The following is a 25,392-nucleotide window of genomic DNA, read 5'->3' on the forward strand; positions in this document are numbered from 1 at the left end:
GCAGGCTCGCTCCCACATTGGATCTCGGATGACCACAGAATTCATGTACACCCTAGATCAACTGTGGGAGCGAGCCTGCTCGCGATGGGGCCGGCAGCGACACCGCCTATTTGAAAGGTAAAAAACATGCTGCAACTCATCCTCGGCGGCGCCCGCTCCGGCAAGAGTCGCTTGGCGGAAAAACTCGCCACGGACACCCAACTGCCAGTGACCTACATCGCCACCAGCCAACCCCTGGACGGCGAGATGAACGCACGGGTCGCCCAACACCGCGCCCGCCGTCCGGCCGAATGGGCGCTGCTGGAGGAGCCCTTGGCCCTGGCCCGAGTGCTGCGGGAAAACGCCGCTTCAGGGCAATGCCTGCTGGTGGACTGCCTGACCCTGTGGCTGACCAACCTGCTGATGCTCGACGATCCCGAGCAACTCAATACCGAGCGCGAAGCGCTGCTGGACTGCCTGGCCGCGCTGCCCGGTGAAATCATTTTTGTCAGCAACGAGACCGGCATGGGTGTCGTGCCGCTGGGCGAGTTGACTCGCCGTTACGTCGATGAAGCCGGTTGGCTGCATCAAGCCTTGGCCGAACGTTGTCAGCGCGTCGTGCTGACCGTCGCCGGCCTGCCCCTGACCCTCAAAGGTACTGCGTTATGAATCACCGCTGGTGGCTGGACCCATGCAAGCCCCTCGATACCCAGGCTTTGGAGCAGGCCACGGCCCGTCAGCAACAGCTGACCAAACCCGCCGGTTCATTGGGCCGACTGGAATCGGTGGCGGTGCAACTGGCGGGCCTGCAAGGGCAGGTCAAGCCGAGCCTGGATCGGCTGTGGATCGCGATTTTTGCCGGTGACCACGGCGTGGTGGCTGAAGGCGTATCGGCCTATCCCCAGGAAGTCACTGGGCAGATGCTGCTCAACTTCGTCAGCGGCGGCGCGGCCATCAGCGTTCTGGCGCGGCAACTGGGCGCGTCCCTGGAAGTGGTGGACCTGGGCACCGTGACGCCTTCGCTCGACCTGCCCGGTGTGCGCCATCTGAATGTCGGCCCTGGCACGGCGAATTTCCTCCAGGGCCCAGCCATGACCGCGTCCCAGGGCGAACAAGCCTTGCACGCCGGCCGCGACAGCGTGGCCCGTGCCGTCGCCACTGGGGCGCAATTGTTCATCGGCGGCGAGATGGGCATCGGCAATACCACCGCCGCCAGCGCCTTGGCCTGCGCCTTGCTCGATTGCCAGGTGGCGCAACTGGTCGGGCCGGGCACGGGGTTGGACGCAGCGGGTGTCAGCCGCAAGGCCCAGGTCATCGAACGTGCCCTGGCGCTGCACGCTGCCCAGCGCAACGACCCCTTGCAAACCTTGTTCAACCTCGGCGGTTTTGAAATCGCCGCCCTGGTCGGGGCTTACCTGGCCTGCGCCCAACAGGGCATCGCCGTGCTGGTGGATGGTTTCATCTGCAGCGTCGCCGCCCTGGTGGCGGTGCAGCTCAACCCCGCGTGCCGGCCATGGCTGCTGTTCGGCCATCGCGGCGCCGAACCGGGCCATCGCCGCGTGCTGGAAACCCTCAACGCCGAACCACTGCTGGACTTGGGCCTGCGCCTGGGCGAGGGCAGTGGCGCGGCGTTGGCGGTGCCGCTGTTGCGCCTGGCCTGTGATCTGCACGGGCAGATGGCAACGTTCGCCGAAGCGGCCGTGGCGGATCGCCCGGCATGACCTTGCGCCTGGACCTGCTGCGTCACGGCGAAACCGAACTGGGCGGCGGCTTGCGCGGCAGCCTCGACGACGCCTTGACCGCCAAGGGCTGGGAGCAGATGCACGCAGCGGTGGAGCAGGGCGGACCGTGGGATCGATTGGTCAGTTCACCGTTGCAGCGTTGCGCTCGCTTCGCTGACCAACTCGGCGCCCGTCTCGGCCTGCCGCTGCACGTGGACAAAGACCTGCAAGAACTGCATTTCGGCGCCTGGGAAGGCCGCAGCGCGGCGGCGTTGATGGACACCGACGCCGAAGCCTTGGGCCGCTTCTGGGCCGATCCCTACAGCTTCACGCCGCCCGACGGCGAGCCAGTGCTGGCGTTCTCCAACCGCGTACTGGCGGCGGTCGAACGCCTGCGCGCGGCCTACGCGGGGCAACGCATCTTGCTGATCAGCCATGGCGGCGTGATGCGCTTGCTGCTGGCCCAAGCCCGAGGCTTGCCTCGCGAACAATTGCTCAACGTCGAAGTCGGTCACGGCGCGTTGTTTTCTCTGCAAGTGTCGTCCGACGCCGTACTGACAGAGGTTGGCTGAAGATGCTGCCATTCTGGATCGCCCTGCAATTTCTCAGCAGCCTGCCGGTGCGCTTGCCGGGCATGCCCGAGCCTGAGCAACTGGGTCGTTCGTTGCTGTTCTATCCGCTGGTGGGGCTGTTGTTCGGTCTTTTGCTGTGGTTGCTCGATGCCTTGCTGGCAGGCACACCGTCGCTGCTGCACGCGGCACTGTTGCTGAGCGCATGGGTGCTGCTCAGCGGCGGCCTGCACCTGGATGGCCTGGCCGACAGCGCTGATGCCTGGTTGGGCGGCTTTGGCGATCGCGAACGCACGCTGCTGATCATGAAGGATCCGCGCAGCGGGCCGATTGCCGTTATCACGCTGGTGTTGGTGCTGTTGCTCAAATTCACCGCGCTGCTGGCTCTGATCGAGCAAGGGCAGGGCTTGATGTTGATCATCGTGCCGGTGTTGGGGCGGGCCGCGTTGCTTGGGCTGTTCCTGACCACGCCCTACGTGCGTACCGGCGGGTTGGGTCAGGCGCTTGCCGATCACTTGCCCCGGCATGCGGGTTGGCAGGTGTTGTGGGTGTGCGCGCTGGGCTGCGTGTTGCTGGCGGGCTGGGCCGGCATTTGGGCGCTGCTGGTTGCCTTGGCAGTGTTTGTTGGCTTGCGCCAGATGATGTTGCGTCGGCTCGGGGGTTGTACTGGGGATACGGCCGGGGCCTTGCTGGAGTTGCTGGAAATGGCGGTATTGGTGGGGATGGTGTTGATCTGATCAAGATCATCCAGGTCACTGTGCAAACAAACACCTGTCAACTCTGACAGTTTCGCGGTATCTGAAATAAGCGCTTACTTCTCCCACGTGCAGAACGACGGGAGGCGTCTGGTAGTGCCCGCTAATAATCGGTCTGCTTTTCGAACTGAAGCGCCATGGGTAGCCATGGCTTCCAGGTATGAATACGGAGAGCGATAACATGGCTGGTTCAAATGAAAAAGAGCAGCGCACCTCGAATGAAACCGAATCCGGCGGGGCTGAACCGTTTGAGGTTCAGGACCCGGTTGTGCAACCGCCTCCGCTACCAGGGTTGCCAGTGGGGCTTATTCGCAGGGCAGATCTTGATACCGGTCTAACGACAACGATCACGACTTGGGGGGGTGGTCCGATACCGGCTGGAATGACGGAGTATTTTCGGCTGCAGTGGGCGCGAGCGGACAGTGATGAATGGGAACTGTTTGAAGAACACTCTTTTACGGGCGGCGATACTTGGGTGCCGCTGGTTTTCCGTATTCCCAGTAGTTTCTTGCTCGATTCGGAGCACGAAGGACCTTTCGACCTCCGATACCAACACGAGAACTACGTTGGTACCCCTGATGCGTCTGGACGAACGCTTATCCACATCGATAAGACTCCGCCCGATGGTGGGCGCATACCGGAACGAATGATCTTCACCGCCGTGCCGCCCATCACCGATGCATCGTTTGGCGCGAATGATTACCTTGAAGCGACCATCCCACCTTGGACGGGTGACCAGACGGATGTGAAAATCGCCTACGGCTGGATAAAGGGAGAGCTGCCTGAACGTCCCGAGGATGTCGACCTGATCGGCCCGGAACCCATTGACCCGAATGGCACCAGAACCGTGCGTATTCCCAAAGACAAGTTCATTGCCGCCGGGGATGGCATGTGCTGCGGCGGCTACGTCCTGATCGACAAGGCCGGCAATATCAGCCCGTTGTCCAAGTATGAACTCATGTCGGTTGCCCTCGACCCGTTGCCGCTCCCGCCCTTGGATGAGCCCACGGCGGCGGATGCTACGGGCGGCGAGCTGCTGCGTTCGGACATTGTCGACGGGAATGTGCTTGTCAATGTGCCCCATGTCACCAGGGGCAAAGAAACCGATACTGTGGTGGTCAAATGGAAGACTCGGGAGATCACGCCGGGTACGCCTGTGGGTAGCAATCCATCGGGCGGGATCAACATCCCCGTGCCTTGGTCGGTCCTCTGGGCCGAATACGGCAGCACCACGACTGGCGCGGTGGATACGCCAGTCTCCTACACGGTGCTGCGGGGTGTAGAACCTTTTGGCTCGGAGGTGGCCACCGTCCGATGCAACTTTTCCGGCGCAGGCCCGGTCAATCCGGACCCGGAACCTGGTAATGGCGGGCTGAAGGTGGTCACGGTGGTGGGCGAGTCGGGCGTTGACAATGAGTTGGAGGAAAGCGACGAGGACGGGGAGATCAAGGCCACGATCGAACTGGTCGCGCCACTGGTCAATGGCGACACGTATCAAGTCATGTGGAACGGCGCCCCCATCGGTAACCCCCGTGTGATTGATACTGCCAATGACAATGTGGGGGACGACATCGAGATTGATCTCGATTGGGACGTCATCCGTGACGAAGGCCCCAGCGATGCCATGCCAGTCTGGTACGTGTTGACCAATGCGGCTCATGCAAACCCGCAAGAGCCTAAACAACGCACTTCGGTCAAGATTGATTTCCTGGTTCAAGCGTTGCCGGAGGCCATACCTCAACACATCGTTAACAACTTCGTGACCTGTCTATCATTGCGCTGGAATGCGGGTAACACCACCTTCGGCATCGAGTACCTTATCCCGCCAAGCCGCTATTTGCAGGTAGGTGACGAGGTCGTAGTGGAATGGAAGGCCTACACAAACTTTAACAGCCCGGTGGAGGTGCCCACCGCCAGAAAAATTGCGACGTTCAGCAATATCACGAAAGAGCAGGTGGATAACGGAATTGTCTGGCTCATCGAACCCTACGATGTGCATGTCCTGCCTACCTGGACGAACCCTCTCCCGATAGGCAAGGGCGAAGTGAGCTACACGATAACGGGAAAATCGTATACACCCACGCCTACCAATACCAGGGTGGCGTTGTCCCAGGGCGAGGGTAGCTGCAACGTTCCGCCGGGGCCGAATCCTTGAGCATGCAGTTAGACAGGTAACACTCGTTCGTATCCGAAATCCTGTGGGAGCGGGCTTGCTCGCGAAGGCGGTATGTCAAGCGACAAAAATGTTGACTGTACCGCCGCCTTCGCGAGCAAGCCCGCTCCCACAGGTCGGATCCCAGGGTGACTGGCAGCAGGAGGACCAAGCTCTTTCCTATGGTTTGCTTCATCGTTTATGCGGGCGAGTTCAGAAAAGTCCTACATACCGTGGAGTCGACGTTCTGTAGCCTGCGCGGCCTTCTGTATCCAATCGTCACAGGGTGCCTGTATGTCCTCGCCTAAATCGTTTTCGCTGCATCCGTTGTTCCGAGCGTTGAAATTGTTGTCTATCCCGCCTTTGTTGCTGGTCGCTGAGGTGGCATACGCAAGGGTCCTGAACCCTGGTGAGGTCGTGGACATCGATAGCACCACCGCATCTGATAACTACGTGTTGAACGGCGAGTCGACATTGAATGCCGATGGCGCCCAGACTCGCGATATCACCGTCAACAATTCAACCTTGAATCTCAACGGCACCACCGTGCAGGCAACGAGCGCCAATGGTGTTCTGTTGAACGCCGGTCGGGCGAACATCGGTAACAGTCACATCACCAGCGACCGGGTTGGTTTGGCGGTGAGTCGTGACGCAGCGGGCACCCAAGGTTCTACCGCGACAGTGAGCGACAGCACCATCATCGGTGGGACGACTGGCGTTTCGGTCTCGGCCTTGAGCGAAGTGACGCTGTTGCGAACCACTGTCATGGGCACTGGTGCCAATGCTGCCGGCCTGCGAGTGTTTGGCGGTACCGCCACCGCCATCGACAGTACGATTACCGGTGCCCGGAACGGGATCGAAATCGGTGTGGATGCAGGCATGACCACTCCCGCCACGCTGAACCTGGACGGTACCCATGTCGAAGGCCTCGACGGCTCGGCAATTGTCGTCGATACCTTTGGCCTGGGGACGATCACCGCCAATATCTCAGTGGCCAACGGCTCCACGCTGTCGGCCAGCAACGGCATCCTGATGGATGTGCGCAATAGCGCCGAGGGCAATTTGAATGTCAGCGGCAGCACGCTGGTCGGCGATATCGTCGCGGACGACACCAGCACTGCCAATGTGCTACTGGAAAACGCCGCGACCCTGACCGGGAACCTGCAGAACGTACGGGACCTGGGCATCAACAGCGATGCCCGTTGGGTGATGGTCGGTGATGGCGAGGTCGAGAACCTGGTCATGAATGGCGGCGCTATCCAGTTCGGCAACCCCGGTGAATTCTTCAAACTGAACGTAGAGACGTTGTCGGGCAGTGGCGGCACGTTCTATATGCACACCGATTTCAGAACTGGCCAGGTCGACACCCTGACCGTCAACGGCACAGCCACCGGAAATCACACCATCGCCATTGATTCCAGCGGTTCGGAGCCTGGAAGTGCGGGGGCCATCCCGGTGGTCCATATCGGCGGCGGCGACGCGACGTTCACCCTGGCCGGTGGCGAAGTGGACCTGGGGGCTTTTTCGTACGACCTGATCCAACAGGGCAGCAACGACTGGTACCTCAATACCGCCTCACGAGTGATCAGCCCGGGCACCCGCTCGGTCATTGCCCTGTTCAATGCCGCACCGACTGCCTGGCTCGGTGAACTCAGCACCCTGCGTAGCCGCATGGGCGAAGTGCGCACCGATCACGGCAAGGCCGGTGGCTGGATGCGCGCCTACGGTAACAAGTTCAATGTCGATGCCAGTTCCGGCGTCGCCTATAAACAAGTCCAACAGGGCTTGTCGTTCGGTGCGGACGCGCCGTTGCCGGTGGGCGATGGCCAATGGTTGGTCGGTGTGCTGGGTGGCTACAGCAAGTCCGACCTGGACATGAGCCGTGGCACCAGCGCAACCATCGACAGCTACTACCTGGGCGCCTACACCACCTGGCTGGATGAGCAGAGCGGCTACTACTTCGACGGCGTGCTCAAGTTCAACCGTTTCCAGAACGAGTCCGACGTGCAACTGAGCGACGGCAGGAAAACCAAGGGCAACTACGACAGCCATGGTGTCGGTGGCTCCCTGGAGTTCGGCCGGCACATCAAGCTGGCGGATGATTACTTCATTGAACCGTTCACACAGCTGTCCGGTGTGATCATCCAGGGCAAAGACTATGACCTGGACAACGGGCTTTCCGCCGAAGGCAGTCGAACGCACTCCCTGCTGGCCAAGGCAGGGGCGACCGCCGGGCGCAACTTCACCTGGGACGACAAGGTCGTGCAGCCCTATATTCGTGGCGCTTTCGTGCATGAGTTTGCCAACGGCAACAAGGTGAAGGTCAACGACCACACGTTCAACAACGACCTGTCGGGTTCCCGCGGCGAGCTGGGGGCCGGTGTGGCCATGACCCTGACCGACAAGGTCTCGGTTCATGCCGATTTCGACTACAGCAACGGCAATAAGATCGAACAACCGTGGGGTGCCAATGTGGGCGTGCGCTATCTCTGGTAGCGCCGGCTGAGGGGACAGGCATGCCGGATTCAATTCCGGCATTCGCCCTTTGCGGCATTCGAGTGTTCATCAGGATCTTGCCCCTCCAGGCGGTGGCTTGGGGGCTGATATTCAGCGACGGAGAACATGAAAAATGTCATCGACCCAGCCCATCCGGCTTGACCCCACAATGACCGCCCCCTGGACCGAGCCCGAACCGCTGGCGGATATTCCTGGCGGCGAGCGTAACCTGCTACACCGTTCGGCCTGGAGCGACCCGGACAACCCGCTGAGGGTTAAGCTCAAGCCTTGGTACGACGACGATCTACCGGGCGGTCCCTGGACCGAGCGGGTCGATGTTTTTCTGGATGATGACGAGCGCAATATCATCGGCTCCCGGGTGTGGGACCTGCCTATGGATCCGGACGATTACTACGTCCCGATCAGTGCTGACAATTTACCGTCCGGGACGCATACGTTCAGCTTTATCATGACCAACTTTGTGGACGTACCGGCGCGATCATTTCCGTTTACGGTTACCATCGATAAAACCCCTCCGGTCCTCGCGGCCGACAGCAAACTGATTTTCCCTTCCGCTGTTCTTCCTCCCAATGAAATTACCGCCGCTTACCTCGACGACCCTGCGAACGGCGATCAGGTGCTGACGATTCTGCCCGATTACGATGAAGTAAAAGTCGGTGATGTCATCACCTGGTACTGGGAAACCTCCCCAGGCGGTCAGGACGTTGCCGACACCTCGCCGCCGCTGGGGCCTGATGATATCGGCACCGTGTTGCAGGTGCCCTTCAGCGGCGACTTGCTCCGCCGCAGCAACAATGGAACCCGTTATGCGACCTACCGGGTCCGCGACAGGGCCGGCAATCTGTCGCTGTTGTCCACTCCAGTGCAGTTGACCGTCAACATTCGCCCACCGACCCCGCGCAAATTCCCCACCGTTAAGGAAGCGTCGAATTCGCCTTCCGGTACCGGCGTGCTGAATCCATTTCGTGGCGGTGCAGGGGTGACCGTGGTGGTGGAGGCTTCGGAGGTCGATCCCGGCGACGCGGTGACCGTGGATTTTATCGGCCTGGGCGGCGAGGACGGTATCGGTTCCATCAAGGGGGTACAGCCGATCAGCGCCGGTGGGCGGGAGTTTGCCATTCCCGCGGCGGTGGTCGCGGCGAATATCCGGACGGACGCCGCCGACCAGCGCAAAGTCGAAGTCTATTACTGGGTCGGCAACGCCCCCCAGCATTCGGCGATTTATACCTTGACCATCAACCCCTTCGCCGCCGATGCCCTGGGGCAGGTCCAGTGCCGTCAGGCGCAGGTGGGCTCGCCAGCGACGATCTCCAAGGCGCAGGTTCCCTCAGGGGGCGCGGACCTGGACATCGAAAAGTGGATCTACCAGGCCCGGGGCCAGCGGATGAATGTGTGGGCCATGGCGGGGGGCGTGCGTACGGATTTCCTGCGAGGGGCGCCCCATGGTGTCGACGGGACCTTCAATACCAAGATTGCCAAGGATTATGTGGATGGGCAGGTGCTTAATTCCACGTTTACGCTTTATGCCAGTGTGAGCTTTGATGGGGGGGAGAGTTATGTTGCTTTCAAGAATTTGGCATTGAAAGTAGTTGCGTGAAGATTAAGTTAGGATATGTCGTAGTTGGAAGCAGCATGAGCCAAGGCCCATCAAAAGAATAGGGCCTTGGCTTTGGAATTATGAAGAAGATCTAACTTGTTTTAAATTCTTGGAGGTCTGACCTGTTAATGGTCCATTGGCGAGATCCCCTTTTAAGGAGTCTACGAACCACCAACTTGGATCGTCGCCGGCGTGAAAGGGTTTACCGGTTTCGACTCTACGTTTTAATTGATTGATTGTACTTGGGTACGTATCAAGGCGTGGTATGGGCGGTATATCCGGTACATTTATACGTACCTCCTTATGAGACGGTACACGTGGTATGTACGGTATATCCGGTACATCTATACGTACCCCCTTATAAACCGGTCGTGGAATGTAGATGGAAGGTATATCAGTCGCGTTAGCGGCTGTGGCCCCGGCCCCGCGACTATTCTCTAGGTTCTTTGCGACTTGCATGGTACGACTAGTCTCTCCGAATTCCTTACTGAGCATGGTGTGCCAACTTTTTTGAGCTGCTGCGGCCTCAGCGGCTTTGGCAGCCGCTGCTGCTGCCCGCCAGAGCCCCCACAGACCAAACGCCACATCCACCCCGCCAGAAATCACCGAACTCAATGCGTGCTTTTCACGATCTTTCATTCGGGTGGCGGTGGTGGCCGCGACACCTTCGTAGAAGCCATAGACCCCGAACCCGACCCCCACCACGGTGAAGGTGCTCGTGACCCCGATGGCAAGCGCGCCAACCGGCGGAGCGATAACCACCGCCGCGATCGAAAGGGCTATGCCTATCGCGGAAAGTGCCGCGCCCAATACGCCCAACCAGTTCACCCCACGATTGGCATGCCCGGTGGGATCGACGAAGTTGATCGGGTCGCCCGCCGTATACATGTAGGGATTGACCCCCCCAGCATCGAATGGGCTGAGCGAATCCGGGCTGTGAAAGCACATCAGCGAAGGGTTGTAGACGCGGTAGCCGCGACCCAGCAGGTACCAACCGCTGAGTTCATCGCGCACTTCGCCGTTGAAGCCCAACAGGCATTGCAAGTCGTCTTCGGGGCGGCGCTCGCCATAGGCGCCATACACGGCCTTGCGCAGTTCACCCTGGCCGCTTTCGGCCAGCACGCTGTTTTTCGCGTCGGTCAGCAGCAGCAACGTCTGCTCGGGATCATCCTGCAGCTGTTGGCCCAGCGCTTGGTCGGCGGCGCTGAGCAAATGAATTTTCCGCTCGCCTTGTTCCGTTCGGGTCAGGCTGTCGTCATCGTAAAACCGCAAGGTTTCGGCTTCGGATTGGCGCGTGACGCCCAGCAAGTGGTTGTGCGCGTCGTAACGGTACTGGCTGACGGTGTTGCCGCTGCTGTCAGTGACACGCAGCAAGCGGCCCTGGCTGTCGTAGTTCAGGCGCTGGCCGTTTTCATCATGCTTCAGGCGACCGTCCTCGTCGTATTCCAGCTCGATGCTGCGCGGATAATCCTCATGGGTATGGGTGATCCTGACCAACTGGCAAGGGTCGTCATCCCCGGCAAAAAAACGCTCGATGTCGTCACGGCTACCGTCGGCGAAGAGGGTGTAGACCTCGGTGATATTGTCCAGGGCATCGAAGGCGAACAGCTGTTCAACGATGGCATTGCCATAGCGGTCTTTCGGCAGTTCGGTCCCCTCGCAGTTGTATTGCACCAGGCGTCCGCGTGGGTCGTAGTCGAAGGTTTCCAGCAGTTCGGTTTCATCGCCTGCTTGCAGATGGCGGCTTTGCAGCTTGCTGTCGGCCCGGTAGGTTTGGGTGATGGTGCGGTCCGGGTGGCCGCCGCTCAAGCTCAACTGGCGCGAGCTTTCCCGGCCCTGGTCATCGAAGGTCAGGCGCGTTTGTAATTGCTGCTGGGTATGGGCATTGCGCGTGGTGATCAGGCTGATCTGGCCCAGGCTGTCGTACTCGAAGGTGGCGCTGATCTGCCCCTGTGTCACCGTCTTGGGCCGGGCTTTTTCATCGTAGCTGTAGGTGCAGGGCAAGCCGTCGTTATTCGCCCGGGACAGCGGACGGCCCTCCAGGGTATGGGTGTAATGGGTTTCCCATGTCTTGCCCGAGCGTTTTTCCGTCCAGCTCTCGCGGCGCAATTGGCCGCTGGAGCTGTAGTCGAAGTGGTGCTGGCCCTGGGTATTTTCCGAAAGCGTCAGTTGTGCGTTTCTGGAGTCGTAGTTGAAGCTCGATTGCTCGTCCGGGGCGATGCTGGACACGGGGCTGTCGGTCAGGCCCAACTGGTATTCATAGCTGATGGATTGTTGGCTGGCGGTGATCTGGGTGTCGACCTGAAGTTGCCCGCCCTTGTAGTGGAATTGCTGCAAGCGCGGGCCGACTTTCAGGGTGGTGCGGCGGTCGAGCCCATCGAACGTCTGCAGGCCCATGCAGGTGGTGGTGCCATTGGCGATCACGTCCAGGCCCACGGGCAGCTCGTCGCCGCTGTGTCGGGCATAGGTGCGCTTGAACTCGGTGTAGTCGGGCAGGGTGGTGGTCTGGACCCGACCAAACAGGTCGTAGGTGAAGCGGGTGGATTCGCCCATCGGGTCGATTTGTTCGATGCAATTGCCCAGGCCGTCGTAAAGCAATTGCACCTCACTGACCAGCCTGTTCTCCGCGTCCAGGGCCTCGATTTTATCTTCCTTGCCAAACCGGTTGAGGGTCGTGCGGGTCTTGCCGGTGATCTTCGGCGGCGTTTCGGTACTTTGGCTCCAACTGCACAGGGTTTGCGTGGGTGGGTCGTTTTCGGTGACCTGCGCCACGCCATCGGCACCGATCACCTTGTATTGCTCGCCCCAGGTGTCGTACTCGAAGAGGCTGGTCAGGGCAACGTCCTTGGCGCCTTCCCAGTCCGTACGGGTTTCGCTGGTCAGTTGTCCCAAGTTGTTGTAAGTCGCCCGATAGGTCTCGCGAAACGCCGTTGGATTGCCCCCCCCGCCATCGACATCCTGGCGTTCGACTTTCAATACGCGGTTCAACCCATCCAGCCAGGTCACGGTCTCGACGCCGTTGACGTCTTTGAGTCGTTGGTGCGCCTGCTGCTCCGGCCCGTTGGCCAGTGTATAGCCATAGGTACGGCTGGCCTGGTAGGGAGTATTCGGCGCTGCGGTTTCTTCGATTACCCGGCCCAGGTGATCGTATCGGTAGAGCACTTCGGCGCCGACGTCATCGGTGCTGAGGGATTTGCTGCCATTGGGCAAGGCGTGTTCTTCGCGGATCACTTTGCGAATCGGCGCGTTGGGTTGGTCGTCATAGCCGATCAGGGTGGTTTCTGTCCGCATGACCATCCCCCCGGTCCGGGTACCCGGGGCGATACTGTAGGCATGCTCGGTGGTGGTCAGGGTATCGGCCTCGCCATGCAGGGTTTGCCGCATTTTGCTGAGCATGCCGTGCCACTGCTCTGCCGGGGCGTTGATGTATTCATGGGCGATACGCCGCAGCTCGGTTTGTGCCTGCTCATCCACGACCTGGACCAGGGTTTCGTCGCTCAAGGCCAGCCAGGGCCCGGCGTTGCCGACCCCGGGGTATTCGACGTAGCGATAGCGGGTTTGCAGGGTCGGTGCGTTGCCGTAGTCGGAGGGGGCCGGGGTGAGGGTCTTGCTCTTGATATGGCGCACGAAGCCTTGCGGGTCCGGCGGGCAGCCGTCTTCCCCGGTGGCGTCGTACCAAGTGCTGGTTTCGGTCACGCCATCGGCATTGACCTGCACCAGCAGGTTGCCGAAATCATCGTAGGTGCTGGAGACGACTTCGGTGTACCGGGGCAGCGTGGCGCCGGCATTGCGCCAGGTCTGGGTGACGCTTTTGGGCAGTTGGTAATACGCCGGTTGATCGCTGAAGTCCGCCAGCGGGTTGGCGTAATATTCGGTCTCGGTGACCAGCAGGGTATCGTCTTTGTCCGGGACGCTGGCTTTTTGCGAAATTTCTTCGAGCACCAGTAGATGGTAACGATTGAACACCCGCCGAGTGGTACGCGCCGGTTTCTGGCGGATGGCGTCCCAAAGAATCTCGCTGGTTTCATACCGGTAGCCCCTGACCACGCCATCGCGGAAGAGGTTGTCCAGGCCATTGTCGCTCCAGGTGACACCGCTGCCATGGCCGAGGAAGTTATTGCCGGTACGGTCGTACTCGTAGCGGGTTTCGATGACGGGTTGATCAAAGCCCGGGTCGAGCTTGTGCGACTGTACCCGTGGCAGGGTGAGGTCGCTCATGCCGGGAAAGGCATGGTGGGTGCCTGAGTAGGTGACGGTTTCGTGGCCGCCAGTGGGGGTATGCACCTCTTTGAGCAGGGTCAGGCTGCTCAAGGAAATATAGTCGAAACGCCAGGAACCCTTGTTCTCGGTCGGCAGGCCAGGGTCCTCGATGGGCAGGTCCAGGCGCTTGGTTTCGCCGCCGATGATATTCAACACAAACACGGCTTCCTGCGTGCTCTCGGGGTACAGCTTGATCTCCAGGGTATTGCCGCTGCGTGTAAGGCTCAGCAGTTCCGTGCGGTCGGCGTTGCGGATCTTGTTCAGTAGCGGGGTCGTGCCGAAGGCAACGTATTCGAGGGTTACGCTATGCCCCTGGGGCGAGCGCATTTCCACCGGCATGGCGAACTGGCCCTGGCCGACCTCAAGAATCTCCACCAGCCCGGACTTATGCTCGACCCGGTAGCGCTTATTGCCCAAGTCATGGAAATGAAAGGAGTCGAGTTTCTTCTCCGGAATCTCCATCCCATCCGGTCCCGAGTTGACCTTGAAGTTTTCCCCGGTATACAGCGAGATGATCCGGCGGTTGGGATCATATTGCGAAAGTTGCAGGTTCCATCCCTTGCCGAAACCGCTGTCGGTACGGTTGAGCGGATTGAAGTTCAAGGGTAATGGCACCGTCGGGCCACAGAGATTATTCGCCTTGAGTTCGGGCAAGGAGATGACGCAGGTGTATTGCCCAGTCCGTGGGTCGACCTGACTGAGGATAAAGTTCAGGAAGTTGAAGGCATTGGAGGGCACATTGGTCGCGGTGGTCATGGACTTATCCTCGTTGAAAGCAGAGCAATGGCGGTGCCAGTCAATCCACACAATCCACGGCTGAGGTCAGTTAGCGGGTTGCGAGCGTTCGATATAAACGCAGCTAAGCCGTTCGTTGAGATTCTTGGCGGCGAGGTCCGGACCGACAAATGCACCATCCGCTTCGACACGTAGATTTTTCCCCGCAATCAGCTCTCCGGGACGCAGGTTTCGCAAAGCATCAATGGACAGAAGCATGCCGCCATGGGGAGCCCAGTCAGTGGGCTGTTTGACGGTTTTAAACTTGAAAAAAAAAGTATTGCTGACCTTGGCATCGGAGCAGGCATCGTTTTCATAAAAATTAATCAAGGTCGCCGAGGGCACATTTTCCAGCCAGAAAGTTGAGACCATATTGTTTTCGCAATATTGATTGTCATGGCTGAAATTAAACCAATTGTTAGTTTCGGGTATGGCCAGCGAGCACTTTTCCTCACCCTTATCATTATTAAAATGAATGGTCCCGAAAGAGGAGTTCGTAGTGGTGTCCTGCTCGGATGCAGCGCACGCAACGGTAGCGAGACCACTGACACTGATAAGCGTTATCCAGGCGCACGTTCTCAACACTAATGATTTACGCAGATTCATTGTCGGACACCTCTATTGACCGGGGCGGCTTGAAGAGTGGCTGTACGGTTGCCTTCTGGTCGAATCTAGCACCGGTCGGCACCTTTGGAACCTAGTAGTTCTGCTAGTACCTGAGCGAATGGAGCAGGCGTATAAATAAAAAAACTCAGGTAGTTGCGTGGATGAGTCGTTCACGTATCGGCATGGTTTGAAGGGGGGACGATATGACCAATAGCAATGACCAAGCGGCGAACAATACGCCGACGGGTCCTATCCGGGATGACCTGTTACCCGCCCCGCAAATCAAGGAATCCCACGACCTGCAACTTGATCCCGACAAAATCGACGGCAGCATGACCATCGCTGTCGTGCCCTATGCCGGCATGGCTAATGGGGATGTAGTCCGCTTGCTGTGGGTGGGCACCCGCGCTGATGGAAACCCTGGCCCCACGGTCAATTTGCCGATCAAGACCTTGAGCGACAGCGATACCGATCCCAGTAACAATCCGGGTTCGGTGCTGAACTGGGCCGTGGCGAAAACCAGTGCCGTGGCATTGCGTGGGGGCTCGATCCAGCTGCACTACGAGATCACCTACGCGACACCCGCTGCGCAGGCCGATAGCGAATCGGCGCAACGCATCATCCAGGTCACGCCACCCACCGCGCCAGAGCCTGCCGCGGCGACCATCAAGGACCTGACCGGCAGCGTCATCAACCCCGGCCAGTTTCCCGAAGGCATCCGGGTGGTGGTGGCGCCTTATCCGGGGATTCGCCCGGGAGACGATTTGTTGGTGTACGGCACGCGTACCGGTTTAGGCAGTGGGCCGAACAAGAACACGATCCAATACCTGAAGATCGACCAGGCGATGATCGACAGCGATCGGATCGAGGTGCCGATGCCCGTCCAGTGGCTGCTCGACAATCAAGGTGGTTCCGTCAGCGTGCGCTATCAGTATGGGCGCGATGACGCTGCCGGCTCCGGCGTACCCCTGGAGTTGAGCATTCGCGAGCCTCTGGTCTTACCGACTCCGACGGTGGACAACAGCGTGGTCACCGAGGGCCGTGACGAGCTGAATCCGGTCGCGGCCATCAACGGCGCCTATATCACCATTCCCTCGGCCGCCACCATTGGTGACGACGACCTGGTGATTGCCCATTGGAAAGGCTTTGGTGCCAGTGGCTCGTATGACGTGCAGGAGGCCGAGCCGTCGAACCCGTTGAAGTTCAAGGTCCCTTCGACGGTATTGCCACCGAACTTCGGCAAGACGGTCGAGGTGACCTATAGCGTGTCCGGCCAGGAAGCCCAGCCGCCCTTGCGGCTGTATGTCCGCGAGCTTGCCAGTCACCCGGAGATCTCCTGTGAAGGCGCCCAGGTGGGTTCGCCGGCGACCTTGAAGTTGTCCAATATTCCGCCGGGCGGGGCCTTGTTGAGGCTCGATCGCTGGTCATTCATTTCCACCGAGCAAACGGTACGGCTATGGCTGACGGCCAGTGGCATTACCGAGCGCGACATCATTCCCCTTCGTCCGGTCTTGCCTGCCGAGACCACCACCGGTGTCACGGCTCGCCTGATGACCACGCACTTGGCGGGTATTTCGGTGAATTCGGTATTCACCCTGCGCGCCAGTGTCAGTTTCGATGGTGGGCACTCGATTGTCGTGTTCAGAAATCCCTTGCAACTGAAACTTTTGGATTGACTTCGCACATTGCCTTTCAAGGGCTTTAGGAGACTCAATCATGAGCAAGATGACATTGAGGCAGTTGGTCGCCGAGATGCTAGGAAAGTCCCTGACCTCTGGTTGGGACGCCGTGGTGCTCTACGACCAACGCAAAACCAATGAATTGCTCATGCAACTGTATATCGAGCGGGTCAACAGCGAAAACGGCTACATCGAACCGATATCCATGGTTGCTTCCTGGGGCGAGGGGGGGCCCTACAAGGAATACATCCATGACTTGAAGCTGAGTGCGCCTCGCCTGTCGTTTGAAAACGCCGACCCCCAGTTGCCGGCCAAGGCGCGGCTGACCCTGGACATGATCGGCGGCATGATTGTCAGCGCCAAGAAGGAACCAGGCGGTCCTTTTTTCATATCGAGGCTGCTCAAGGTCTTACCCGTGGGCGGTCCGCAACTGTGGATGGACCAGCCGGTGACCAAGGCCGTGGTCGGCGGACTGGGGGATGTGCTGATCGACCTGAAGAATGCCGAGAACTTCATGGCGAACTTCGTGCTTGGTGAGCTGGCGATGAAGGAGGTCGGCAATCGATTCAAGCAATATTTCGATGAAAATATTCCCCCTGAACTGAAGGTCTTTCCGTTGGGACGCCTGGAGGGACAATCGAACGGGATATTGACCCCGCAAAGCTTCGAGGTCAGGGCGATGAAGGCCGCCCCGTATGCCGTGCTCGGTGACGAGCAATACGGGGAGGGCGCGTTGGTGCTTTTCATTACCTTGCAAGGCGGTCGCGACAGTGACCGTTATCCTGGTTCTGAAGCGCCTTATCTGATTCCGGCCGACGAAAGTGGCAGCAAGTACACCGGCACACTGTTGCTGTCCAGCAAGGTATTGGCGGAAAAAATCCTCAAGCCGGCACTGGAGAGTTCCATCGGCAAGGGGCTGGCTTTACGGGTGGCCTACCAGAGCCATGACATTGCCACGACGCTGGAAGCGACCGCTGGTGGAAGCAATATTGGTTTTAATACGGCAACGTATGGGTATTGGGATGCCGCCTTTCAACGCAGTGGCTTTGCAAACAGCAAGCTGGATCCCTTCGCCTATGAGTTCAGTTGGTTGGCCAGCGCCAGCAAGGGCTTGAGGGTCAGTTATGGGGTTGGCGCAAGCCTGACGATTTATTGGAGGGGCCAGGTCGCCGGACAATGCAAAGTACCGGCGACCAATGACCGGTATAACTTTGGTTATCACTGCAATTTCGAAATGGCGATGAAGCTTGAGGCTTCGCTGGATGAGGCGCGCCAACATGTAGAGCTGAGTAGACCCGAGATGTTTTTATTGGCGGTCGATACCGGTTTCAACGGGAGTGCTGGTCATTATTGGAATATGCAAGGGGAGGCCGATACCCGAAACCATATTAACGACAGGGTCAAGTCGGTACTTCATGGCGTAGTCAAAAAAATCGACATTCCATCGATCGAGACGTTCCTGCTGGGTAATCTGCTGTTTCCAAGCCATAATGCCTTGCACTTGAGCACGGCGTTCATCCCCGGCGATCTGGCGGTATTTGGCCAGATCGAACCCTTGCGCACCAGCACGCAACTCACCCCGCTCAACTCGACGGTTGCGGCCGGCAGCGGGTTTCAGTTCGTATTGACCCCCACGCCGACCAACATCAGCTGGACCGCACGGGATATCGATGGCCAGGTGTCCCTGCCGCATGTCATCAGTTCGAGTGGTTACTTTACGGCGCCGCCCCAGAACCAGTTGCCCGAGGGTTTCCTTGCCATTGTGGTGACCGCGCGGGGCACCTTGGACGGGAAACCGGTGCAAAGTTCGGCGCTGGTCTCGGTGTTCGGCAGCATGGTCCTGACCAACCCCCTGTACGACAGTTGTAACCCCGGTGAAAGCAAGAAATTGTCTGCCCAATCCTTGGACGGCGGCTCACTGGAGTGGAAGATCCTGACCCCGCAATGGGGCTCGACATTGGCCGCCGTAGCGAATGAACCAACCCAAAGAACGTATACCGCCGGCGGTAGCTCGGACGATGATGTGCCGTTTTCCCTGGATAAGATCGAGGTCAGGCAAACGTCCAGTGGCCAGGTGAGCCACATCCATATCCTGATCCACAACCAGGCGGTCACGACCCCCTTGTGGATCTCCGAGGCGAGTGAGCCGGCCAGCGGCACGGTGCAGTTCGAGCTGCGGCCCAGGGGGGAGCCGGTCGATTCTTCCCGGGTGACCTGGAGATTGCTGGGCGGGCCGGGCACTCTTGACGAGCGTACCGGGGTTTATCGGGAGCCGGCGTCCGTGGCGGCGAGCAGTTTTATCGTGGTGTCGGGAACCATTCCCGATGACTTTCATGATGTGCAGGCTCTCGCCGCTATTCCACTGCCGCTGAGCAAGTATGCTGCGCTGATGGACATTCTGCAGGAGGATGTTCTCCCCACTGCTCCCCCGCCTCAAATACCAATTCCAACCGGTTTTCGCTTGACGCACCAAAGTTATTACCCCATCAGGTTTGAATGGAATGCTTCCAACAAGGCCGTGAAGTACCGGCTATATCGATGGTGGGTGCCGATCGCCGATGTTACCGGAACGGAATATACATCCAACGTACAGGGCTATAACCGTTTTCACCTGCGGGCAGTCGATGCGTCCGGACGGTTGTCCGAACCAACGCCCTATGTCTTTTTCTATCCGCCGGGTTATTTATCGAGCGAGGCGGATGATTTGTCTGCCCAAGAGGGGAATGGCGAGCAGGAGGGGAATAGTAGTTAGAGCGCTCTAGCTCGGCGAGTGGTTGAATGCGTTCAGCTACTGCGGGATTTATTGGTTGTGATGTTTGTATCGCGGTCTGTCGTATGACTCGCGTGGCAGTTTGCGCCTTGCGTTTGGCATAACTCGACAGGCAGACAGGATTCTATTGGTGATGGGAGTGAACGGTCATGAGTAAATTGACGCTGACGCAATTGGTCAACCAGATGCAAGGCAAGTCCCTGACTTATGGCTGGGACGCCATAACGCTTTACGATCAACGCAAGGCCAATGAATTGCTGTTTCAGTTGTATGTCGAGCGGTTCGATAGCGAAACTGGTTATTTTGAGCCAATGACCATGCTTGCCCCTTGGGGTGATGGTAGCTATGTGGAGAATATATACGGGCTTAAACTAAGCGCACCGCGTTTATCCTTCGAGACCTCCGATCCCAGTTTACCGGCCAAGGCTCGGCTGACCATGGATATGATCGGTGGCATGATTGTCAGTACAAAGAAGTATTCGGGAGGCAGGCTTTTCGTTTCCAAAATGTTAAAAGTATTACCCGTAGGAGGTCCGACATTATGGATGGACCAGCCGGTGACCAAGGCGGTGGTCACTGGGGCCGGGGATGTGTTGATTGACCTCAGTAATGCCGATAATTTTATGGCGGATTTTGTCATTGGCGATATGACGATGGCCGCTGTGGGACAACGTTTCAAGGAGTATTTTAATGACAATATACCCTCTGAGCAGAAAGTTTTTCCGCTGGGGCGGCTGGACGGGGACCTGAACGGTATCTTGACGCCGAAAAATTTTGAAGTAAGAACAATGAGGTCCGATCCCAATGCCTTGTTTGGCGACGAGCAGTACGGCGACGGTGCGGTGATATTGTTTATTACATTGAAAGACGGTGAGGATGGAAAAAGTTATCCCAATGCCAATGCGATATACCTGATTCCTGCGGACGGTGGCGGAGAAAGATATACCGGCACCATGCTGCTATCCAGTCGAATATTGTTCGATAAAGTCATGCGCGGTCCGGCGACCGCTGATATTGGCTATGGGATCAGTTTTCTGGATTACACCCCGGAAAATGGCGGAGGGTCGGATATTGGCTGGAGTCTGCGCGGCGCTTCCGGCGGGCTTGATCTTGAGTTTGTTCATGATTATAGAGTTCGTGACGATGATTTTCCCGCGACATTCAAAGCGGATCTCTACTCGCATTTCAAGGCCGACGAGGGTGGACCCGCGCTTACGATAAAAGGGGCAGGTACACGTATTGAGTTTGTCTGGAGTAAAACCTATACCACCCGATTCAGCCGAGTCATTCACTGGAGTTGGCCTACGGGAGATGAGTGGGATTACGGGGACCTGACGTTTGTCTGCAATTACCGAGTGAATTTTGATGTTGTGCTGGATAAAGTTACCGGTGTGGTTGACTTTAATCGTAATGAAGGTTCATCCGCTTTCAATATGGCGGTGACTGGCTTTGAGCATCTGTTTGATCTGAAATGGGAAGGGATCAATATGATTCCTAAAATCGAAGAGTTTTTCCGACCGAAATTGCTGGAAATCCTCAAGGAGTTGTCGACCCCCACGATTGATACGTTCTTGCTGCGTAACCTGCTGTTTCCCGGTCACAATGCCTTGCATCTGACTGAGGCGTTTGTCCCTGGAGATCTCGCTGTGTTTGGTGAGATCGACCCTTTGCTTACAAGCACTGTGCTCTCACCCAGGAACTCCACGGTCGAGGCTGCCTACGCATTTCAGTTCAACCTGTCCCCTCAGCCAACCAACGTCAGGTGGTCGGCGCGAGATGTTGATGGTCAGGTTTCTCTGCCGGACGTTATTAGTTCAAGCGGATATTTTACCGCCCCCGATGAAAGCCAATTACGCGATGGTTTTCTCGCCATCGTAGTGACTGCCGAGGGAACTCTAAACGGAACACCGGTAAAAAGTTCGGCGTTGGTTTCCGTGCTCAGCAGCATGATCGTGGCAAACCCGCTGTACGACGCAGGCGACCCCGGTGAGGAGAGAACGTTTACTGCCCAATCGGTAAATGGCGGAACCCTGGAGTGGATCAATCTCACGCCGCAATGGGGCTCAAGGCTCGATCCGGTAGCGGGTAAGCCCCACGAGCGTAAGTACACTGCGGGGCCGGGCAGCGTGGATCCTTACATTCCGTTTTACATGGACAAGATCCAGATCAAGCAAACCGTCAATGGGAAGACGACATCCGCCTATATCCATTTCTTGATCACCAAACTCGGGGTGACCACGCCCATGTGGATCTCCGAGGAGAGCGATCCTGCCAGCGGTACAGTGCAGTTTGAACTAAGAGGCAAGAATGGTCCGATAGATCCTTCAAGGGTAATCTGGAAATTGCTGGGCGGAGTGGGAACCTTTGACGAGCGCACAGGGGTTTATCAGCAACCGGCGTTTGTTCCTCCGGGTAGCTTGGTCGTTGTTTCGGGCACCGTAGAGGGCCTTGACCAAGACAGCCACGCCCTTGCCGCCGTTCCGTTACCACTCGATCGATATGTTGAACTGATCGGTACCTTAGGAAAGACCCTGAAAACCGATTGGACCTTTGACTGATCTCGGTGCAAATCCTTTTGCCACTCTTCATCGTTGATTTTTAGTTTACTGAAGGCAAAAACCATGACTACTTATTCATTAAATGCACTGACCGATCGGATGAAAGGCAAATCGGTCACCCTCGGTTGGGATGCCGTGGTATTCATGAACCGAGCCAAGGTCAATAGCTTGTTGGAGCAGCAATACATTACCCGCTTCAACCGCGAAAGTTTTCTCAAGCGCATTTTCGGCGCGCCGTTCATGGTGCCGGATAACAGTGAATATCTGGAGATGAGCGGCCTGATCTTAAGCCACCCTCGCTTGAGTTTTGAAAAAGCCTCGCTGCGCAATTCGCGCGCAACGGCAACCATGGATATTGTCTCAGGCACAGTCTCCTATATACGCAAGGGCTCCGGCCAGGTCCCCGGGGCGATTCTCTACAGCTATGTGGTGAGTGCCAACCAGGCTTATACCCTGACCATGGATATCGACCTGGCGGCCAGTCGCGGTACGGTCAATGAGCAGGGCAAGGTCATTGTCGATATCGGTGATGGCTACAATTGCCGTTGCAATCTGGTCAACGAAGACCGGGCCCAGGAAACCCTCGGAAACTTCTTCAAGGGCTTGTTTCTGGAACAAAAACCTGAAGACCGGATGTATGAGCTGGGCATGCTCGACCTGCGTGATGTCGATCTGCTCGCGCCGCGTTCATTCCTGATTCGAACCATGGCCACGGACGAGGGCAAGGACCGTGCTTCCGACGATTATGGTGAGGGCGCCGTGGTGCTATTTGTCAGGACCAAGGGCAACTCGGATGAGGGCAGCGATCCGGGTGAAGGGGCGCTGGATTACCTGATTCCCAATGATCGACATCCGGTAACGGGTAAAACGTTATATTCAGGGTCACTGATATTGGCCAGTAGAGTCGTGTTTGACTGGTATGTACAGATCTATCTGGAGCAGCATATTGGCAATGATCTTAGGTGTGTGCGAGAAGTAGAATCCAATGATGTGGCTCGCTCGTTGCGTGCGATAAGCGGAAAGTTTGCGCTTCCTGGCGTTTATGTGTCATGGGAGGCAAACGAAATGGATCATTACGATATAAAAAATCGCGGTGATTTGGGCTTGACATTTTTCAGTGCGCTTCCGGATCAATCGTTGAAAGTATTCAGCAATCCGGATAGTCGATGCATGCTTAGTTGGCAGAGTCGCCAGACTCAACCCTATCAATTTCACGCCTATAACCCTATTGCGATTCCTCAACACCGTTATACAAATTTCAATATCTATGCCTCGCCTACAGTCAGTATCGTCCTTGAACCAGTGATGGGGGACACCGATAACTCTGTGATCTTGAAGCGGATGTCCGGGTCGACCGTTCAATGTCCTATCGACCTGACGGAGTTTCATGCCTTGCCAGGTCGTATTCCTGAACATTTCGAGCCCCAAGTCATTGAACGGCTTACAAGACCGATAGACGAGAAGTTTGGCGCCTCATTCGATCGGATAGAGCTTCCTGAAATCAATGTCCTCGCCATCAGCAACCTACTCTTCCCCGAACGCAACGCCCTGCAACTGACCGAAGCCCGCCTACCAGGCGACCTGCTCATGGTCGGCCACATCGATCCAAAAGAAACCACCTTCACCCTCGACCCCTTGTTGCCAGTGGTTAAAGCGGGCGATTCACAGACGTTCACTATTCGGCAATTGGGCTACCGGGCCAACGATGTGACCTGGAGCGTGCGCAGCGTCGACGGTAGTCGGGCGCTGGGTACTATTACCAATGGTGAGTATTTGGCACCGGACGTTCAACTGCTCGACGGCAGCGCCATACGCAATGTGGTCACGGCCACCTACACCGATTCGACGACCGGTAAGGAAGTCACGGCCTCGGCGATGGTTGTGGTGGTACTGACCGGCGTGGTGGTCACGCCGTCGATGTCGCTGATCCAGATGAGCGCGCGCCGCAATGTGCGGCTTCGGGCGACCTCGTTGGGCGCCGGGCCGTTCCGCTGGACACCGCGCAGCAATGTCGGCTCGCTACAAGTCGACGGTGACGAGGCGGTCTACACTCCACCGTCGACGGACCTGCCGGATGGCACGTTGGAGGCGGTGTTGTTCGATGTCGAGGACACCAGCACCGGCGAGAAAACCGTCGCCACGGTACTGCTGAGTCAAGGTAATTTCGCGCTGAATGTTACCCCCGCCATGCATCCCGGGTTGCGCCCCAACGGCACTGCGCTGTTGAAACCGCCTCGCGCTGACCGCCCGCAAATATACACCTGGGAAGTAGTTGCCGGGGAGGGCACCATCGATGCGCAAACCGGCATATTTACCGCGCCTGCGACGATCACGCTGCCCTACAGCGTGGTGAGGATCAGCTATTCCGATGAGTTTTTCGATCACTTCGGTTACAGCATCATTCACTTGTCCGAGCACGCCCGGCAGTCGGAGTGGTACGCCCTGGATATCTTCGATTTTGAAGTGAGTGCCGTGCCCCCGACGGTGTATGCCAATGGCCTGCAACAGGCCAAGGTGGTGGTGCGGGTCAAGCCCGTGGGAGATGGAGAGTTATCGGAGAGCGAATACGAAAGTATCAAGCTGGTCTCGGCGGAACAGAAAGTGTCATTGCCGGAAGTAGGTGAAGACGGGGTGCCGGAAGGCGGTAAATGGCATTACACCGAAGCCCGCAATACCTACGACCCCTACCCCAATCAAACGCCTGCCTCGGACCAGGATGCGCAGCAAAACAGGCCCAAAGGCCTGGTGGTCAAGGAGTTCTTTGTCCAGACCCACAGTATTGAAAATCTGCGTGTGTCTGCAAGGTTGCGCAGTGACAGCTTCGAAACCATCTATTCCAATCCAGGACTGGAAGGCGACGCTGAGCATAAAGTCATCACGCTGTTCGCAGTGGAGCCACCGGATGCAGGAGGTGGTGGTGTAACAGCCTTTACTTTTGAGACGCCTGGTGTGGAGTGGCCGGTCCGTGTCTACGGTGATAAGGACAATGAGAACGACCTGACTACGCTCGATTATTACTACCTGAAACTTATGATCCGTCAGCAACAGGTTGCCATTAAAAAAGTCCAGTTCGTTGGCAATTGCAGCATGGTGAAATGGGAGAGCGACACCATGCTCGAAGATATTCACAGTATTACCGGGTATGCCGTCGCGGGTGACGAGAACGAGGATAAACAGACAATCCTGCACATCGACGAAATTCTCTTCAGGCGATTGCAGGGGCAACCCGATGTGCCGGAAGAAACAGTTGACCCGGGAAACCCTGTCCCACCTGGCGAGGTTCTGTTCAGTTTGCACCGCCGTGAGTACTGGCGCTATGACCGGTATGCCAAGTCCGATTTCGGCCGGGCTCTGGATGTGATTGTGTTTGACCGCTATGGAAATCGACACAGTGTAAAAATCGGTTTCGACGGGGTTAATCGAAACAAGCTCAGGATAATCGGTTAGTCATACTG

13 protein-coding genes are annotated in these 25,392 nt (G+C 57.8%); 11 read left to right on the forward strand and 2 right to left on the reverse strand.

Annotated features, from left to right (window positions below; genetic code table 11):
* Positions 1–126: 126 nt before the first annotated feature.
* From cobU to DTP52_RS14625, 7 genes are all read left to right on the forward strand, one after another.
* Complete coding sequence (gene cobU / locus DTP52_RS14595) at positions 127–648, forward strand: bifunctional adenosylcobinamide kinase/adenosylcobinamide-phosphate guanylyltransferase (protein WP_109753978.1); 522 nt, start codon at positions 127–129, stop codon at positions 646–648.
* On the forward strand, positions 645–1,700 hold the full coding sequence (cobT, locus tag DTP52_RS14600; protein ID WP_109753979.1) for a nicotinate-nucleotide--dimethylbenzimidazole phosphoribosyltransferase: 1,056 nt from the start codon (positions 645–647) through the stop codon (positions 1,698–1,700). The genes cobU and cobT overlap by 4 nt, the downstream gene beginning before the upstream one ends.
* Complete coding sequence (gene cobC, locus DTP52_RS14605; RefSeq protein WP_109753980.1) at positions 1,697–2,272, forward strand: alpha-ribazole phosphatase family protein; 576 nt, start codon at positions 1,697–1,699, stop codon at positions 2,270–2,272. Before cobT ends, cobC begins: the two co-directional genes overlap by 4 nt.
* 2 nt (positions 2,273–2,274) lie before the next feature.
* Entirely contained in the window at positions 2,275–3,006 is a 732-nt protein-coding gene (locus DTP52_RS14610; protein WP_109753981.1) for an adenosylcobinamide-GDP ribazoletransferase, read from the forward strand.
* Positions 3,007–3,184: 178 nt separating this feature from the next.
* Complete coding sequence (locus tag DTP52_RS14615; protein ID WP_240337703.1) at positions 3,185–5,179, forward strand: hypothetical protein; 1,995 nt, start codon at positions 3,185–3,187, stop codon at positions 5,177–5,179.
* Positions 5,180–5,470: 291 nt separating this feature from the next.
* Positions 5,471–7,672, forward strand: coding sequence for an autotransporter outer membrane beta-barrel domain-containing protein (locus tag DTP52_RS14620; protein WP_109753982.1), 2,202 nt, complete (start codon positions 5,471–5,473; stop codon positions 7,670–7,672).
* Between the two features lie 169 nt (positions 7,673–7,841).
* Complete coding sequence (locus DTP52_RS14625) at positions 7,842–9,290, forward strand: hypothetical protein (RefSeq protein WP_109753983.1); 1,449 nt, start codon at positions 7,842–7,844, stop codon at positions 9,288–9,290.
* Positions 9,291–9,368: 78 nt separating this feature from the next.
* Here DTP52_RS14625 and DTP52_RS14630 read toward each other — a convergent pair whose 3' ends face one another.
* Complete coding sequence (locus DTP52_RS14630) at positions 9,369–14,306, reverse strand: RHS repeat domain-containing protein (RefSeq protein ID WP_109753984.1); 4,938 nt, start codon at positions 14,304–14,306, stop codon at positions 9,369–9,371.
* A 66-nt stretch (positions 14,307–14,372) separates the two neighbouring features.
* On the reverse strand, positions 14,373–14,930 hold the full coding sequence (locus tag DTP52_RS14635; RefSeq protein ID WP_109753985.1) for a hypothetical protein: 558 nt from the start codon (positions 14,928–14,930) through the stop codon (positions 14,373–14,375).
* A 203-nt stretch (positions 14,931–15,133) separates the two neighbouring features.
* On the opposite strand from DTP52_RS14635, the gene DTP52_RS14640 reads away from it, so the two are divergent.
* The 4 genes from DTP52_RS14640 to DTP52_RS14655 all read left to right on the forward strand — a co-directional run bounded on the left by DTP52_RS14640 (position 15,134) and on the right by DTP52_RS14655 (position 25,384).
* Positions 15,134–16,606, forward strand: coding sequence for a hypothetical protein (locus DTP52_RS14640; RefSeq protein WP_109753986.1), 1,473 nt, complete (start codon positions 15,134–15,136; stop codon positions 16,604–16,606).
* A 40-nt stretch (positions 16,607–16,646) separates the two neighbouring features.
* Positions 16,647–19,361: a hypothetical protein gene (locus DTP52_RS14645; RefSeq protein WP_109753987.1), complete on the forward strand. Its 2,715-nt coding sequence runs from the start codon at positions 16,647–16,649 to the stop codon at positions 19,359–19,361.
* Positions 19,362–19,528: 167 nt separating this feature from the next.
* Positions 19,529–21,937 (forward strand): hypothetical protein, encoded by a 2,409-nt coding sequence (locus DTP52_RS14650; protein WP_109753988.1) that lies wholly within the window; start codon positions 19,529–19,531, stop codon positions 21,935–21,937.
* A gap of 63 nt (positions 21,938–22,000) precedes the next feature.
* Positions 22,001–25,384: a hypothetical protein gene (locus DTP52_RS14655; RefSeq protein WP_146206858.1), complete on the forward strand. Its 3,384-nt coding sequence runs from the start codon at positions 22,001–22,003 to the stop codon at positions 25,382–25,384.
* The last annotated feature ends 8 nt before the right edge of the window (positions 25,385–25,392 follow it).

The sequence above is a fragment of the Pseudomonas sp. 43mfcvi1.1 genome (genome assembly GCF_900115935.1).
GTDB lineage: Bacteria > Pseudomonadota > Gammaproteobacteria > Pseudomonadales > Pseudomonadaceae > Aquipseudomonas > Aquipseudomonas bijieensis.